Here is a 15,430-nt window from a genome sequence, read left to right on the forward strand (position 1 = left end):
AATTAATGGATAGCCCAAACCTGTTTGACTGTTAGTTTCACTCTTATCAGTCAGCCCTGACCACTGAATGCCAACTGCTTCTCCAAGTACACTGGTACGAATCATAAAAAATACCTATGGTTTTTGACTATGGGTATTGTCGTACTGACAATCACATGGTTATGTCACAGGTACCAAATCACAAGGAACCAATCCAAAACTTACTTGCTGTTGCCGTTGCGCCACCCAGTGCACCTGTATTCACCAAATGTGCTGCTGTAAGAACGATATAATTCTTACTCTCGATCTCCAGTAGATCCCCTGCCTGAATCGTTGTAGTCAATGGGCGTAAAATTGTGCCTCGTTGAATCAGAACCTTATTCATATTCTTCAGCTGCCGACTGGTTAAACCAGCTTTCTGAATAATCTTTTGTGAAGGAACAGTATCACTTTTGCCTAAAATGGTTGCACCATCATCATCGACTGACACATAAGAAGCCTTGTTCATGTTCTCCAACTTATCACTGTTAAACCACACCACGGCACTTGGATCAAATTTCTGGGCAACTTCCTGTTTGAACAGCGCATCAATCTTATAGGCACCAATCTTGCCATTACGAAAAGCCATAACAGCAGCTTCTTGTTGCATGTAGAGTGCCAGGCGTTGCGTTGGCATAGAGCCTTTGAGACAAATAAACTCAGGTAAAGGTAAATCAGATCCTAGACTAATTTTGGCACCACTAGCACGATAAGCCGCATTAAATGAGCTCTGATCTAAGATCACAGCATTGTCTACGGCCTGAATTAATCGATTACATCCTTCAGGAATTGCAACGCAGGCTATTCCACCAACACGGCGATCATCCTTAACTGTTTGTGTTTTCAATGGCATGACCTTAATGATGCTAAAGATGGCACCGAACTCACCAACAGTTACTTTAGCACCTAATACCAAAGCCTTTTTTAATGCTTCGGTATCCTGCACAGTAAATTCCAGACTGGTTGGAACCGGGACAAGATCCGTCCGTAGTATTGCACTTAATAAATTGGAAGCAGAAATCGTTAAATTGGCATCAACAAGAGTGATCTGCATTTTACTTACCACTCATGGTGACATAAGAAAATGGTGCCTCAAAAAAAGCTTCGTCCTGCATGGCCTTTCTAGCTTCATTGTAAATTTGGGTCGCTGTATTCACATCTAGACCAAACCCTTCAGCTCCTAGACTCCGCACGCCCTCCATCATACGGGCTTGTTGTAAATCACAATGCGCACGAATCACAGGATCTAGAATTGCCCACTCTGCGGCTTGTAAGACAATATTTTGATCCAGTAATATTGTGCTGGTTGCATTTTCTTGTGCCTGCAGCATTTGCCATGCTGCATAGTACTGAGCCTCAAGTACTGCTGTATTGATGACATCTTCAGGTAACAGAGAATAGCCATTACTCAATAGTTCTTCATAAAGCTGTGTGGCAATATCGTTGATTGAACCCGCTGTAATGCCAAGATAACTTGGCACTTGCGGGTTTTCACTATCCGCGGCTTGTAATTGCATGGTCATGAGCTAGTGACCTCTTAACTAAACAACGAGCCAAGACGACTTGCAGCACTGGCAATTTGACTCACATTACTTAGTGCAGATTGGGTCGTTGAAATAACATTTTGCACACGACTGGCAAAGGATGTTGCACCAGAGCTATTCTGCCCCAACTGTACGGTACCATTAGTTCCAATACTGGCATTAATCCCAAAATAGTTATAATCACATGGGCAAGAAATCGTCATGACTTGAGAACGACTTTCGCTATCAAACTCCGCCTGTTCAAAACGGATAGCACAGTTAAGTAGCTCATAACTCCGAGTGAAGTTATCTAAACGACCATCATAATAATCACAGTCAATTACACCACCTGTCGCCACAATATACTCGGCAAACCACTGATCATAGCCCGCTTCAGTCACCAGAATTTGAATATTGCCTGAATACTTGGTATTGGGAATCCCTGGCACAATCCCTGTAAAACCTCCTGCATATTGCACTTCAGCAGGATCACCATTGGAAACGATCGGACGCATAGAGCCTTTAATTAAAAAGCGCATATCTTCCATACCTTGAGGCACCAACATACCCTGACATGCCAATAATGGAGAACCTTGTTGCTGAATCGCTTCATAATCCTGACGCAATTGCGATAACAGAACCTTGTTGATCTGAGACATCGTTACTCTCTTGATTACTTGTTCTGTAATAGTGTGCGTTAGGCGAAGTTTTCCCTTTTAGCCAAGTACCAATCAAACACTGATTGTTGCTTCACTGGCACTTAATTTCTCTTTAGTAGATGAGTAAGCACTCATACGATAAAAGTAATTTTTTCCTTCATCGAGATAAAAGTGGTCAGCATAGGCCTGATCCGTAGTTGTACACATCAGAATTGGTAATGGTGAAATAGTCGCTGTGCGTGCCTGCATCGCATCTAATAAAATTTGTGTAAAGCTTTCTGCTAATTCATTGTTGCCATAGATTTTGTCCCCAGCAGAAGCATCAAGAATGAAGCTAACAGAATCTTCACTTTCCAGGTTATCCTGCAAATAGCTTTCCAGATACTCAGTTACATCAGCCCCACTGAGTTCGATCTGATTATAAGAGCTCGGATCTGCATCATAATCTGGATTCTCTACGCAGCTAAAGATTAAGGTCAGACTATTACTGAGGTTTGGATCATCTGCAGTTAAATACTGAATTGTAAGACTACAGCTCGCATCAGTCACACCACAACTATGACTCACCGACTGGAATGCTCCATAATCATCCGTCTCAGTTTTGTTGGGTAAAATGACCTGGTTGTAATAGTTTTCTGCTGCCTGCTCAAAAGATGTGAAGCTATAACTGACGTCATCATATTGATACCAATACTGGTAGTATTCAGCATTTTCAACCTGATTTACTGTAATCGTCAGGGTATTTGTAAGTTCAGGATCTGAGGTGCTTTGGTAAACAATCTCAACTTGGCAAGCAAGATCTGAAGTACTACAGCTGTGGGTTGCAGAGACAAAATCGCCATAATCATCATTGTCCGTCTTATTGGCCAAGATCACATTCACATAATATGTGTATGCAGCATTCTCAAAGGATGTATAGCTATAGGTCACACTCTGCACTTGATAAAAAGATGCATAATATTGGGAATTCACCGCATTATAGTAAATCACGCCCTGTGATGAGATAAACCATGCATTATTGGCAATTACATTGCCAAGTCCCGTCACACCAACAAAATTGATCAAGCTATAGTTTTTGGCAGCTTGCCAGCGATCGACAATAATTGCGACCAAATCATTGATTGTAGTGGACACAGATCCTGATTCAGAAAATGTATAAGATGTTCCATCAAAGCTTTTGGCCAAAGTCAGTAATGCTGTAAGTTGTAATGTCTGATTGTCTAAGGCCATTTGGCTAAACTTCACTGAAAATTTGCTTGATGTAGCCAAGCTACTTGCTGTGAAATTCTGAGCATAATCAATAAAATTATTTTGATAATCTTCAGGGGTAAATGCACGCTCAAGAATGGTGTTCAGTGTTAATAAGGCCATACTCTCCTGACATCGATACAACTTAAATCCAGAGACCTCATCATCTTCAGACCATGTGGCATTCGCGATACCTGTTACGGCATCATAGATGACATTGAATAAGTACGGCAGCCCAAAGCCTGTATAGCGGTCATAATCAACACCCATTCGGATGAAGTTCATCGGCTTTGCTGCACAAGCAACACCAATCTTAGATGATCCAAGATCTCGATTTAATGCCAATGCAATGACCTTAAGCACGATATTTGCAGGAACCAGTTTACGCACGGATGGAGATAACTCAACAATTTCACTCAGTTCAACATCTTCGCTAATCTCAAGATTAATTCGACTCGTGAGAAAATAGCCACTTTGCTCAGTTTCGGATAGAAAGCGCGGATACTGTTGGATCTGATCAATTTGATGCCACAGTCGAATAACCTCCCAATTGTTTCCCCACAGCATAGTTAGCACAAACTCTAGAAAGTTTAAGCCTCGCTCACTGCCTAAGCTGATCCATGTTGAATAGATCACCTGCATCAATTGATCAGCTACATCCTCACGACGTAGGACAACAAGACCGTCTTGCTTGGTAAATCGCTCAATTACCGTGGCACTACCGATATGTGGGCAACCATAATCGACCAGATCCTGCAATCCTGATTGAACATCATTTGCCATCACAGCTTTAAAAGCGTTTAGCAGATCTGTTTCAAGTCCATCTTGTGCAAAACGATCGATAAACGGCGTTGTGAAATTTAGAGTATCCATGAAGACCCCACACTATCTGCAGTTCGTTCAAGATTAATGCTGATACTATCTTCAGACATATACAGCCATTGATGTGGCAAAGTGATATCTGAAGGTGCATTCACTGAAAAATCGCTGATTCTATCCTGAAAGGCTGTGATGTTGTTTCGCAGTAAAGTCGCTATTTCCTGAGTGTTAAAACCGTTCAGCAGCCAGCGGCTGGCAGATAATGTGGTGCGACCATACTTGTCAATCAGCAAGCCCTTGATCTGTGCTTTCACACTATCCATATCATGTACTGCAGCCAGTCGACCAGTAATGCTGATGTTGTAAGTTTTTTCTTCTACAGTATTGATAATTACCCGATCCTGATAAAGATTATCTGCACTGCCGATCAGGAGGCTAATTTCACTGGCCATACTGTCCTGCTCAGCATTGTTTTGGGCAATAAATGCCAAATGCAAATGGTTAATATCGGTATAGGTCGCACCGTAGTATTTATCCTGGATATTTTCATTCCAGACACTGATAAAGTGACAACGGGACATAAATTTCTTACGCACTAGAAAATCAAAGTTGCCCAAGTAAACAGCATTTTCATCATAGAGGGATGGATAGCTGGCAAGTACCCGCATTTGTGCCACACTCAACGGATCTGCACTTGAACGAATCAGACCATCTGAGACAAACTTAAATGTGAGTTTTTGCTCATCATTAGTATCAATATCGACCAAGGAGGCATCTTTGAGTTTTGAGGTATCGATATAACCATAGGTTTCCGTTACACCAATTGTAAAAATATCGCCAGTTTGTGCGGTAATTCCTGCTCGATCACTGTCTCCAAATTGAAGAAACAAACGGCGTAAGCTATCTGTTACTACAGTAAAGGCATAATCACCTGCAGCAACATTCATCCAGCGTGGCAATAAGCTATAACGGTTTGGTGCCGGCGTATCATCATCCTGTAGGGTGAGACCGCATAAATACATATCATCTTGCAGATCCAGTTGCATTTGATGAAAGACCTCAGTCAATGGAACGGTATAGCTAATTTCACGATACTGACTTTGTTCAACCTGAACTGTATTGGACGCACCTGCAGCAATCGTCACAGATTGCAGTAAGCGCCAAGGACGTCCACCACTGTTATCTTCAATTTCCCGACCTTGTGAAAGTGTGACACTATTCGATGAGCTATTATTGATCTGTAGCGTATGCTGGCAAGATGTTGCAGTCGGTAAAATATTCTTGTTCGTAGCATCTGCAATAATCGAACGATCCCGAGCTTTAATGAATGGCTCGAGTGTTGCAATATCAATCTCACGCGACAGTAATGACAAATAAGCTGCTAATGAACGTATTTGCTGTAAAACTAAAGGATCACCCGCATTGTAACGTTCTAAAATGTCAGAATCTGTAAGCTGGGCGACGAGTTTATTTTCAAATTCAGACAGCGTCAGCATCGTAGGTCTCGCTTGATTGGGACGAAGAAGATGATTGTTGAATGTTGGTCAAATCAATCGCGATGGTTCCTATGCTCAAAACAATAATGCGTTTTTCAAAACCACTGGTGGTGGTGTACAAAGACAGTTCATCATTATCTAGGCTGGATAAAATGGGTAAATCAGCCTTCATCTTAGCAATAAACTCATCTGCGACATTTGAGGTCAGAGGAACGAGAAGCAAGCCATTTAAGTCTGCTCCATAACTGGAACCGTAATAGGCATTTGGTGGTGTCATTAACCAGTGCTCAACCATGGCAATGATTTTGCTGCGGTCAATCATTGGTAGAATCTCTGGAATACATTATTCAGCAGGCTGTAACCAAGTGTGATACAACAATTCCACCAGATCACAGCACCATAAATTAGAACCAGTAAGCAAGCGCTAATGCCATAACCACCCACGGCGATGAGAATCACCATCAAACGCCATGCAGCAATCCCCACCAATGCGGTAACTAATAACAGAATGAACGGTAATATCCACTTCACATGTTTTACAAACGACGTAATAAAGGGATGCTTATTAATTTCGAGAATAATGGCCTTGTTCTTATGCGCCCATTTTTGAGCTGACCATCCCATTACTGCGACCAAAATCACCAGAATAAAATCCAAAAAGAGCGTCACTGGTATACTCCATATTCATTAATAGCTTGTGATTAAGGTAGTGGAGTTGAATGTGGCCAAAGACAGGAAGTTCCAAGCACTTGCAGCTACTCATCTAATTCGACTAAAATGGTCTGGCAGAGGCGAGGACTTCCCGATGGCTTACTTAGTAATGCACAGGGTCTCTGCCGTTGGATCAGTTAATACTGGTCTGCTTACGTCAAGGTAACTCCCTAGTAAGCCTAAAGAACGAAGGACGCCACCCCTAGAGGTAATGACTTCAATAGGCTAAAAGGTTTCATGGTAACAGTGACGCCTTTCTAAAAAGCTCATAATTTTTTATGGGCTTTTATTTTTTTGTAATCCTCCTTTATTTTTATTCTTTTTCTCATTTGTTTGATTAAATTTGATGTCATTAATTTGTCTTTCTGTTTTGAAGTGGGCACTTTCAAAACTATAAAGCTTTTGGACATCACGCCAAGTCAAAGCAACAGTGTACTGTTGCCCTTTCACTGGTGCGGCAATCAGTAAATCATTGCCACGACTGATTAACCGTGCATGTGGATGTTGAATCGTTGCAATAATTTGATCGAGCATCTTGGCACGTTCCAGACTGATCACACGTTCATTGTTATGATGGCTGGCTCCTTCTGGCTTCTCAGAATAAGCATGATTGGTGTCGCCAAAATAAACCAGGATTGAAATAGGTTCATGCCCGCCCTTGTCAGGTGTTCTTCGGGAATGAACCTGTAATGCATAGGTTTTGCCTTTGAAATACTGATTCCAGTACGCTTCAGCTTCTGCAAGTGATGAAATATGTAACGATGATGGCAGGTGTAGTGCAGGTAGTGCCTTTTTCCCACTCTTGCCACCATCTTCACCTGTCATCGCATGAATTTTGACAAAATTGCTACCACCAAATGCTGAATCAAACTTTCCCAAATCGGATTGACCAGCCTCCTTTACAGCTTTGGCTTGTTCAATCTGCTCTAGTAATTGATCTCGAAGTTGGGTTCTTTCTACAATTTGCTGATCAAGTATAGTTTCCTGTTCTTGTGCTTCTTTTAACTGTACAGAGATACTCTTACTGCTCACGGCTGTATTCTGATTTTGGCGAGGAATCTTAAACTTTTCTTTGGTTCGAGAAAGTTCAAATTTCTTTTGTCCATCACGGATCTGCTTGGCCACACCAGTTACGGCATTATCAAATGTCATCTTCAAATCATTGGAAAAATCGCCAGACAGTACAATGCCCTTACCATTGAGCTCTGCCTTAAAGACATCTGCACCTGCCCGAATATAGATCTTGAGCGCTTGCCCACCTGCAAAAACGAATTCTGCTGGCACGGCGCTGACGCCTGCAACACGTTTGACTTTATCAATATTGATTAGTGGAATTTCCTGCCCTGTTGCAGATGACAAAGCATCTTTGATTTTCTTGATGTATGCATTATCAGCATTCAAGCCAACAAGGTTTAATTGAGTTGCCATAGTGAGACCTATTTAATTTCAAACTATGGCAATTTTGGAGGGTGCAAAACTACATCTTTTTAGGAAGTACCAGAAACTTACAACGATAAATCCAAAGGTTGCATCACTGTAAATGCAGATTTGTATGGCTGAAACTGGGCTATTCGTACAAATTTGATCACTTTTTATCCAACTCTGGGATCCCAGTACTTTTTATAACCTTGATCGATCTTATGATCCCTGTTTTATTTACTTTCAACTTTTCTATAATAGAATTGACAATTATTACAAGTATTTAATTGAGATTTCTTCATGAAGCAAATAGCAGATTTTATTTCACGTTGGAAGGGAGTTGATGGTTCTGAGCGTGCTAATTATCAATTATTTTTGACTGAGCTTTGTACGATATTAAATTTACCTTTGCCTGATCCTGCAAATAAAGATACAGAAGAAAACAGTTATGTATTTGAACGTCGTGTAACGATTGAGCAACCAGATGGTACTGAAAATAATGGATATATAGATTTATATAAAAGAGATAGTTTTGTTCTCGAGGCAAAACAGTCTGGCAAAGCTTTAGATACTTCCGGGTGGGATAAAGCGATGCTTAAAGCACATAACCAAGCAGATCAATATGCGCGTGCATTGCCAATCAGTGAAGGTAGACCTCCATTTATTATTGTTGTAGATGTTGGGCGTAATATTGAACTATATTCAGAGTTTAGTCGTTCTGGTGCAACTTATACAGCTTTCCCAGATGCTAATAGTCATAGATTAAGATTAGAAGATTTACATAGACCTGAAGTTCAGGAAAGACTAAAAGCTATTTGGCTTAATCCACTTAGCTTAGATCCATCTCGCCAAGCAGCTAAAGTCACAAAGAAAATTGCTATTCAATTAGCTCACCTTGCGAAATCACTTGAATCAGTGGGCCATCATCCCCAAGGCGTTTCAGCATTTTTGATGCGCTGCCTATTCACAATGTTTTCAGAAGATGTTGGGTTACTGCCTAATCGTAGCTTTACGACATTGCTTGAAGAGTTACAGGATACTCCAGAAATTTTCGCTGACATGCTAGAAAGCTTGTGGCAGACCATGAACACCGGTGGATTTTCTTCAATAATAAAGAAAAAATTACTCAAATTTAATGGTGGATTATTTGCGGATAATCAAGCAATATCATTAGATAAAAGCCAAATTAGATTGCTTTTAGAAGCTGCTAAATCAGATTGGAAACTCGTAGAACCTGCTATTTTTGGTACGTTGTTAGAGAGAGCTTTGAATGTTAAAGAAAGACATAAACTAGGTGCCCACTATACTCCTAGAGCATATGTAGAGCGTTTAGTTTTGCCAACCATTATCGAACCTTTAAGACGTGAATGGCAAGAAGTACAGGTGGCTGTTTTAGCATATGAGCAACAAGGAAAACATAAGCAGGCTGTTACAGAAGTTAAAAAATTTCATATGCATCTCTGTAATATCAAAGTTCTAGATCCAGCTTGTGGTACAGGTAATTTTTTATATGTCACTTTAGAGCATATGAAGCGATTAGAGGGAGAGGTTCTAAACTTACTTCATGACTTAGGTGAACAAGCTAGTATGCTTGAAATGGATGGAGTAACAGTCGATCCACATCAATTTCTTGGTTTAGAAATTAATCCTCGCGCCGCTCGAATTGCAGAGATGGTTCTATGGATTGGTTATCTGCAGTGGCATTACCGTACACATGGGAATGTAAATCCACCGGAACCCGTACTACGTGATTTTAAAAATATTGAAAATCGTGATGCCTTAATTAATTATGAACGTAAAGAAGTTCTCTTAGATGTTAGTGGGAATCCAATTACCAGATGGGATGGTGAAAGCTACATACCGAGTCAGATTACTGGTGAAATGATACCAGATGATTCTTTTCAAATAGAACAGTATCGTTATATAGGCGTGACTAAGGCAGAATGGCCTAAAGCTGATTACATCATTGGCAACCCTCCGTTTATAGGAGATAAAGCTATGCGTCGTGCATTAAGTGATGGTTATGTTGATGCGTTACGTTCTACTTGGAAAGAATTACCTGAATCTGCTGATTTTGTTATGTATTGGTGGCATATTGCTGCTGAGACTATACGAATGGGGAAAGCTCATCAGTTTGGATTTATCACAACTAACAGTATCAAACAAGCATTCAATCGACGGATTATTGAACCTCACTTAAATGCAAAAAATCCTTTATCTATTACGTTTGCAATACCTGATCATCCGTGGGTTGATAGTGAGGATGGTGCTGCTGTTCGTATTGCAATGACTGTAGGTACTTTAGGTGAGGTAGAAGGGAGACTATTAGTTTCCATCGATGAAAAAGCATCTGATAGTGAAGAAATTGATGTTATCTTTCAGACTTTCAACGGAAAAATTTTTGAAAATTTGGCTACTGGAGCTAATGTAGCTGGAGCAAAAGCATTAAAAGCTAATAGTAATATTTCTTCAAATGGGGTGATGGTTGTAGGTTCAGGCTTCATATTGTCTCAAGAAGAAGCCATATCTATTGGATTAAGAACTGTACCCGACCTTGATAAGTACATTAAGCATTATCGTAATTATAATGATCTAACAGATAGATCTAGAAATGCCATGATTATTGATTTCTTTGGTCTAACTATTAATGAAGTACAGCAGAAATATCCAAATGCTTACCAATGGATTTTAGAAAAGGTTAAACCACAACGTGATCAAAATAATCGGCAGAAGTTAAAGCGAGATTGGTGGATTTTTGGTGAGCCTCGTCAAGGTTGGCGCCGAATGTCTAATTCACTAGACAGGTATATTTGTACAGGTGAGACAGGAAAACATCGTCATTTTCAGTTTTTAGACAGAAATATTTTACCCGATCATCGTTTAATAGGCTTTGGTCTCGATGACCCTTTCTATCTAGGGGTGTTATCAAGTCGTATTCATGTAATTTGGGCTCTTAAGGCAGGAGGTACATTAGAGAATCGACCTGTTTATAATAAAACACTATGCTTTGATAAGTTTCCATTTCCATCAACTACTATAGATAAAAAAAATAAAATTCGAATTCTTGTAGAGCAGCTTGATAGCCATCGTAAAAGACAACAATCTTTACATTCTGATTTGACCTTGACTAGTATGTATAACACCTTAGAAAAGATGCGTATTGGTAGTGTACTAAATGAAAAAGATAAAGATATTAACAAAAAAGGTTTAATATCTATTTTAAAGGAATTACATGACGATATTGACCGTGCTGTATTAGATACCTATGGTTGGTTAGATCTTGCCGAACATCTGATAGGAAAGCCTGGTGGTACAACTCCTTACAATAACAAGTCAGATGAACAAGCGATGGCAGAGGATCAACTTCTGAATCGTTTAGTTAAGCTTAATAAGAAACGTGCTGAAGATGAAGCTCAAGGTGTTATACATTGGTTACGACCGGAATACCAAAATCCTGATGCAAAATCTACAGAGATTCAAACTCAAGGTGAATTGGAAGAACTAGATAAAAATAGTACCGAAGTCCCCAAGAAGTCAGCTACAAAACAAACATGGCCGAAAGAAATGCGTGAGCAAGTTGTTTTAGTCCGTACATCATTAAAAGATCAGAGTAAAACTGTTCAACAGATTGCATCTCAATTTAAATATAACCAACGCAGTTCGGTACAGGCTGTTCTTGATGCATTAGAAAGTCTTGGAATGGTTAATAACAAATCAGGGGTATATTCCTTAAGCTAAAAATTTTAATCTTAGATTTCCTAATTGCAATTTAAAGAAATATTGTATGCATTGAGATTAGTTAATGTCTCAATGCAATTTTTTTCAGCATTTATCCTAATAGCTGAATTTGGAAATTTCTTTTCTAATAAAGAGAAGCTTTCTAGGGGGTGTCTAGAATTTTGGTGGCTATTCAATATGAATCAAAAGCTGTTTTTTCGATACCCAATTTATCTTGTGAAAATACGGAAGTTGAGCACAGTAAAATCGAAGATAGTCCCAAAATTTGAGTAATTTTTCTAAAACTATTCATTTATATACCTAATTTTTATGATAAAAAAAGACCACCATTAAGGCAGCCTTTTTATTCTAGCTAAACTTTCAATTAATATAAACCGAGCTTACGCCCTTTACGGAAAGATTTGACACGGGTTTTAATCGCATTGGCAGTAAAGGCTTTTAAACGGGCTTTCTTCATAGCCTGTTTCTGTTTCGCAGTTAAACGCACGGCTTGATTCGGTAAGCGCTTATTAACGATAACCTTACGTCCTTTGCGGATTGCCCAAGCTCCTTTATAAATGATCTTACGACCTTTCACCTGTTTGTGTGCAAATGATCCAACTCGTGCACTGCCTTTCTGCTTCATTTGATGTGAACTGAGTGCTGCATCAAATTCTCCTTCTTCTGGTTCACCGTAGATAAATTCACGCACAAACTCGTCTAAAGGCTCTCCATCATCAGGCAGGTTGGCCAAAGCCGTTTCACATGCTGCTTCAATCGCAGCATCTGCAGATTCAACATCATCAGCGAACATTTGAGAAATGGTAGTTTCATCAATACCCAAGGATTCAAATGCATCCTGAACCGCACCAATGATCAGATTAAAAAGATCATCACCATCACCTTCCTCTTCGTCTGTTGCTTCTACTAGTAGACTATCCAGGTAATCCGATGGCAGCTCATTCTCCAGTTCACCATTGGTCACAGCCAAAATCAAAGCAGAAACGATGTTTAAACCTAATGAACGTGCATGTTCAACCAAAGATTGCACTTCACGAGATTCTGATTTGCTTAACTGCTGGGTTGTATCATTAAAACTTACTGCACTGGCAGCATCAAAACCAGCGACTAACAGACCTGCTGAACGTGCACGATATAAACTTCCAAAACCAGTCATGTTTTCTTCCTCTTATTTACTAATTACATCGTCATCAAAGATGACTGAACGGGTACAACCATTCGGACGGCGTGCCAAAATCAATCGCGCGCGTTCAAAAGGTTTTTGGTCATCAGGAACCAATCTAAATCGATAAGGCTTATAATCAAGATCTTCAGCTTCAACAAGCAACCCTGCGCTGTAACAGGCATTCAGAAATTTCTCGATATCTTTGGATGTATCATCAATAAAAGATGACATTTTCTTCAGCATATGACGCTTCACAATTTCGCAGACACGATTTGTCGTGAATGTGGCAATTTCTGATGAATTCACCAGACGTAAAGCACTACTATCGCTGTCGTACTGTGTCAGTACATCACTCATCACGAATTTGACACCAGTGTCATAAACGATACGGCGAAGTACATTGATTTTGGCCACCGCAAGCGCCTCTTCCATCTCTTCATCAAAGATCACATCATCACGGGCCGTCATGGCCTTAAATGTGAATGGAAAAGATTCCCCAGCAATTGGATCTGCAATCATTGGAATGCCTTGAGCTGTAGTCTTTGCATTACGCAAAGCTTTCATACCAAGATACTGCCCTAAGGCATAACAGGCTTTTTTACGTCCTTTCAATGACGTTGCATCGCGTGGACGACAGGTATTAGGTGACCAGATAATTTGCACCCGATGATCTTGAGCATCCAGTGACTCAGCCAAACTTTGGGCAACGTCAGGATCTAGAGTTGGGTCTAACTCAACCGTGAATTGGATATTGAGCTTATCCATCACACGATACAGCGCTGAATAAACCTCAAGATTATCAAGACCAATTAAACCTAAATCACTTGGTCGCTGATCTAATGAAGTGAGAAGTTTATAGGTTGTATCCGCATCAAAGGTGTCAGGTTGATCATCATCCAATATCAAAATGACTGAGTTACGCCCAAGGCCATTTAGCGCGTTATACGCATCACTGGCCAGAATCGCTGAGACCATGTCATCGCCATAGACCAGTTCAAATGACTTAAAGATTTCCTTCGCCCCAGCCACGTTCCAGATTGATGAGTAATCCTCTTCATCACTATTCAAGTTACCCTGGATTTTATAAATTTCGTCATCTGTAGCCGTGTCAATCCAAGTCATACGACAGATAATCTGACTACCTTTGGTAGGTGTTGAGGCTTTACCAAAAAATTGCATTTTGAGCTGCACATCTGAGCCCAAATAGCTGTATAGGTCATAATCAATACCTAGTGACGCGCTGGATGTATCTGCTAGAGATAATGCACCAGTCGCATCAAGATTTACTGCGATTGCTGTCATATCAGTCTCCCAAATCAATTGGGATCTGTACAACAACGGATGTGTGTTTGCGGATCATTGCATACCACTCAAACTTGTTTGATGCGGTTATTGTGGCAAAGGCAAAATTGGTCAGTTTTGATGTGTACCAAAACAAATAAGGCCCACCTGAGGTGAGCCTTATTAAGTGCGGTTAGTTTTATTCAGTCACTTCCAAACCTAGTGCTGTAAACCCTTTTAATTCATTAATCTGAGCAATATTGCTTTGCAGCTGCTGATAAGCTAGGTCACCCACTAAAATAAACTCCATAGAGTCTTGTGGCTCAATGACTAAACCTGTTAATGGTTCTGTAATACGAACTACCGCGCTATTGTTCAGTGTCAGGTTATATTCGGTATCACTGTCACCCAAAATATCGGTAAAAGCATTGGTACCATCGATTACAATTGACATCTTAGAACTCCAATTTGCGCCCAAAATGTTTTAACTGAGTCAGGTTCTTTTTAACCTGTGCTAGTTTTTTCGCATCAGAGACCGTGATTTCAATGGTTTCACCTGCTGCAATCTGAGTACAAGTTAGAGGTTCGGTGACTCGTTTATCACTGTTGTTCTTGACCTTTACTTTATAAGTCACAGCTGCGGCTGCTGAATTAAGTGTGGTTGCGGTTGTTTCTGTAGATGTATCTGCTTCAGAAGTACTGGTATCAGCACCTGCCTGCACTGTTTCAGTGGCTGTGCTGGATTCTGTTGTAGATGCATCTGTTTGGGTTAAACCTGTTGACGCTGTGGTAGTTTCTTCAGTATCAGAACCAGCTGCTTGCGAATCAGCTTGTACTGTTTCTGTCGAAGTTTCTGTTTCAGTTGTACTGGCTTTCTTACGACCCCGTTTTTTCTTCGGTTCAGCTTGAGTGGTTTCTACTTCTGACGCAGTGGTATCAGTAGTTTCCTCATCTGCTTGAGTTGCGTCACCAGTTGATTCACCTGCAGCCGCTGTATTCGTAACAGATACATCCGTACTGTTTGCAGATGGCTCCGCTGTTGGCTCTGGAGATGTTTCATCTTCATCCGCTGTAGTATCTGTATCAGATTCTGCACTGCTTTTATCGTCTGATGTAGATTCTGTTTCAGTACTGGTCTCACTGGACTTGGTGGTTGCCTGAGTTTCCTCAGATGAAGTAGCTACAGAATCCGCTGTTGTCACTTCAGTATTTTCCTGAGTAACTGTTGATGTTTCTGCGCTTGCTGTTGTGGTTTCTTCAGCTACTACAGTATTTTCTTGAGTTGTTTCAGTATTGCTCACGTTATTCTCCTGAATTTGGATAAAAAAAGGCGTAATTTCTACGCCTTTTTAA

At 40.4% G+C, this 15,430-nt stretch carries 13 protein-coding genes; 1 reads left to right on the forward strand and 12 read right to left on the reverse strand.

What is annotated here, in order from left to right:
- Positions 1-178 precede the first annotated feature (178 nt).
- The 8 genes from C1A47_RS16550 to C1A47_RS17700 all read right to left on the reverse strand — a co-directional run bounded on the left by C1A47_RS16550 (position 179) and on the right by C1A47_RS17700 (position 7,902).
- Entirely contained in the window at positions 179-1,072 is an 894-nt protein-coding gene (locus C1A47_RS16550) for a hypothetical protein (protein ID WP_111896129.1), read from the reverse strand.
- A 1-nt stretch (position 1,073) separates the two neighbouring features.
- Positions 1,074-1,541: a DNA alkylation repair protein gene (locus tag C1A47_RS16555; RefSeq protein ID WP_111896130.1), complete on the reverse strand. Its 468-nt coding sequence runs from the start codon at positions 1,539-1,541 to the stop codon at positions 1,074-1,076.
- 14 nt (positions 1,542-1,555) lie between these two features.
- Positions 1,556-2,200, reverse strand: a complete 645-nt coding sequence (locus C1A47_RS16560) for a hypothetical protein (protein ID WP_111896131.1) — start codon at positions 2,198-2,200, stop codon at positions 1,556-1,558.
- 72 nt (positions 2,201-2,272) lie between these two features.
- On the reverse strand, positions 2,273-4,321 hold the full coding sequence (locus C1A47_RS17995) for a hypothetical protein (RefSeq protein WP_319921970.1): 2,049 nt from the start codon (positions 4,319-4,321) through the stop codon (positions 2,273-2,275).
- Entirely contained in the window at positions 4,309-5,763 is a 1,455-nt protein-coding gene (locus C1A47_RS16570; protein ID WP_111896132.1) for a hypothetical protein, read from the reverse strand. The genes C1A47_RS17995 and C1A47_RS16570 overlap by 13 nt, the downstream gene beginning before the upstream one ends.
- Positions 5,747-6,085, reverse strand: coding sequence for a hypothetical protein (locus C1A47_RS16575; RefSeq protein ID WP_111896133.1), 339 nt, complete (start codon positions 6,083-6,085; stop codon positions 5,747-5,749). The genes C1A47_RS16570 and C1A47_RS16575 overlap by 17 nt, the downstream gene beginning before the upstream one ends.
- Positions 6,082-6,432: a hypothetical protein gene (locus C1A47_RS16580; RefSeq protein WP_111896134.1), complete on the reverse strand. Its 351-nt coding sequence runs from the start codon at positions 6,430-6,432 to the stop codon at positions 6,082-6,084. Before C1A47_RS16580 ends, C1A47_RS16575 begins: the two co-directional genes overlap by 4 nt.
- Positions 6,433-6,750: 318 nt before the next feature.
- On the reverse strand, positions 6,751-7,902 hold the full coding sequence (locus C1A47_RS17700) for a hypothetical protein (RefSeq protein ID WP_162625976.1): 1,152 nt from the start codon (positions 7,900-7,902) through the stop codon (positions 6,751-6,753).
- A gap of 291 nt (positions 7,903-8,193) precedes the next feature.
- On the opposite strand from C1A47_RS17700, the gene C1A47_RS16590 reads away from it, so the two are divergent.
- On the forward strand, positions 8,194-11,631 hold the full coding sequence (locus C1A47_RS16590) for a class I SAM-dependent DNA methyltransferase (protein WP_111896135.1): 3,438 nt from the start codon (positions 8,194-8,196) through the stop codon (positions 11,629-11,631).
- A 364-nt stretch (positions 11,632-11,995) separates the two neighbouring features.
- On the opposite strand, the gene C1A47_RS16595 is transcribed toward C1A47_RS16590, so the two are convergent.
- The 4 genes from C1A47_RS16595 to C1A47_RS16610 form a co-directional block, all read right to left on the reverse strand.
- The gene (locus tag C1A47_RS16595) at positions 11,996-12,787 is read right to left on the reverse strand and encodes a hypothetical protein (RefSeq protein ID WP_111896136.1); all 792 of its coding nucleotides are present in this window, start codon (positions 12,785-12,787) and stop codon (positions 11,996-11,998) included.
- 12 nt (positions 12,788-12,799) lie between these two features.
- A complete protein-coding gene (locus C1A47_RS16600; protein ID WP_111896137.1) occupies positions 12,800-14,098 on the reverse strand; it encodes a hypothetical protein in 1,299 nt (432 codons plus the stop codon).
- A 178-nt stretch (positions 14,099-14,276) separates the two neighbouring features.
- Positions 14,277-14,531, reverse strand: a complete 255-nt coding sequence (locus C1A47_RS16605) for a hypothetical protein (protein ID WP_111896138.1) — start codon at positions 14,529-14,531, stop codon at positions 14,277-14,279.
- A 1-nt stretch (position 14,532) separates the two neighbouring features.
- Positions 14,533-15,378 (reverse strand): hypothetical protein, encoded by an 846-nt coding sequence (locus C1A47_RS16610; RefSeq protein ID WP_111896139.1) that lies wholly within the window; start codon positions 15,376-15,378, stop codon positions 14,533-14,535.
- Between the last annotated feature and the right edge of the window lie 52 nt (positions 15,379-15,430).

Origin of the sequence: Acinetobacter sp. MB5 (assembly GCF_003261585.1) — a bacterium.
Classification (GTDB): Bacteria; Pseudomonadota; Gammaproteobacteria; order Pseudomonadales; family Moraxellaceae; genus Acinetobacter.

What these genes read in the sequence shown, in the direction of transcription:
- C1A47_RS16570 (WP_111896132.1), bottom strand. Translation starts at nt 5,763, where the DNA reads ATGCTGACGCTGTCTGAATTTGAAAATAAACTCGTCGCCCAGCTTACA.
- C1A47_RS16605 (WP_111896138.1), bottom strand. Translation starts at nt 14,531, where the DNA reads ATGTCAATTGTAATCGATGGTACCAATGCTTTTACCGATATTTTGGGT.
- C1A47_RS16555 (WP_111896130.1), bottom strand. Translation starts at nt 1,541, where the DNA reads ATGACCATGCAATTACAAGCCGCGGATAGTGAAAACCCGCAAGTGCCA.
- C1A47_RS16600 (WP_111896137.1), bottom strand. Translation starts at nt 14,098, where the DNA reads ATGACAGCAATCGCAGTAAATCTTGATGCGACTGGTGCATTATCTCTA.
- C1A47_RS16550 (WP_111896129.1), bottom strand. Translation starts at nt 1,072, where the DNA reads ATGCAGATCACTCTTGTTGATGCCAATTTAACGATTTCTGCTTCCAAT.
- C1A47_RS17995 (WP_319921970.1), bottom strand. Translation starts at nt 4,321, where the DNA reads ATGGATACTCTAAATTTCACAACGCCGTTTATCGATCGTTTTGCACAA.
- C1A47_RS17700 (WP_162625976.1), bottom strand. Translation starts at nt 7,902, where the DNA reads ATGGCAACTCAATTAAACCTTGTTGGCTTGAATGCTGATAATGCATAC.
- C1A47_RS16590 (WP_111896135.1), top strand. Translation starts at nt 8,194, where the DNA reads ATGAAGCAAATAGCAGATTTTATTTCACGTTGGAAGGGAGTTGATGGT.
- C1A47_RS16595 (WP_111896136.1), bottom strand. Translation starts at nt 12,787, where the DNA reads ATGACTGGTTTTGGAAGTTTATATCGTGCACGTTCAGCAGGTCTGTTA.
- C1A47_RS16560 (WP_111896131.1), bottom strand. Translation starts at nt 2,200, where the DNA reads ATGTCTCAGATCAACAAGGTTCTGTTATCGCAATTGCGTCAGGATTAT.
- C1A47_RS16575 (WP_111896133.1), bottom strand. Translation starts at nt 6,085, where the DNA reads ATGATTGACCGCAGCAAAATCATTGCCATGGTTGAGCACTGGTTAATG.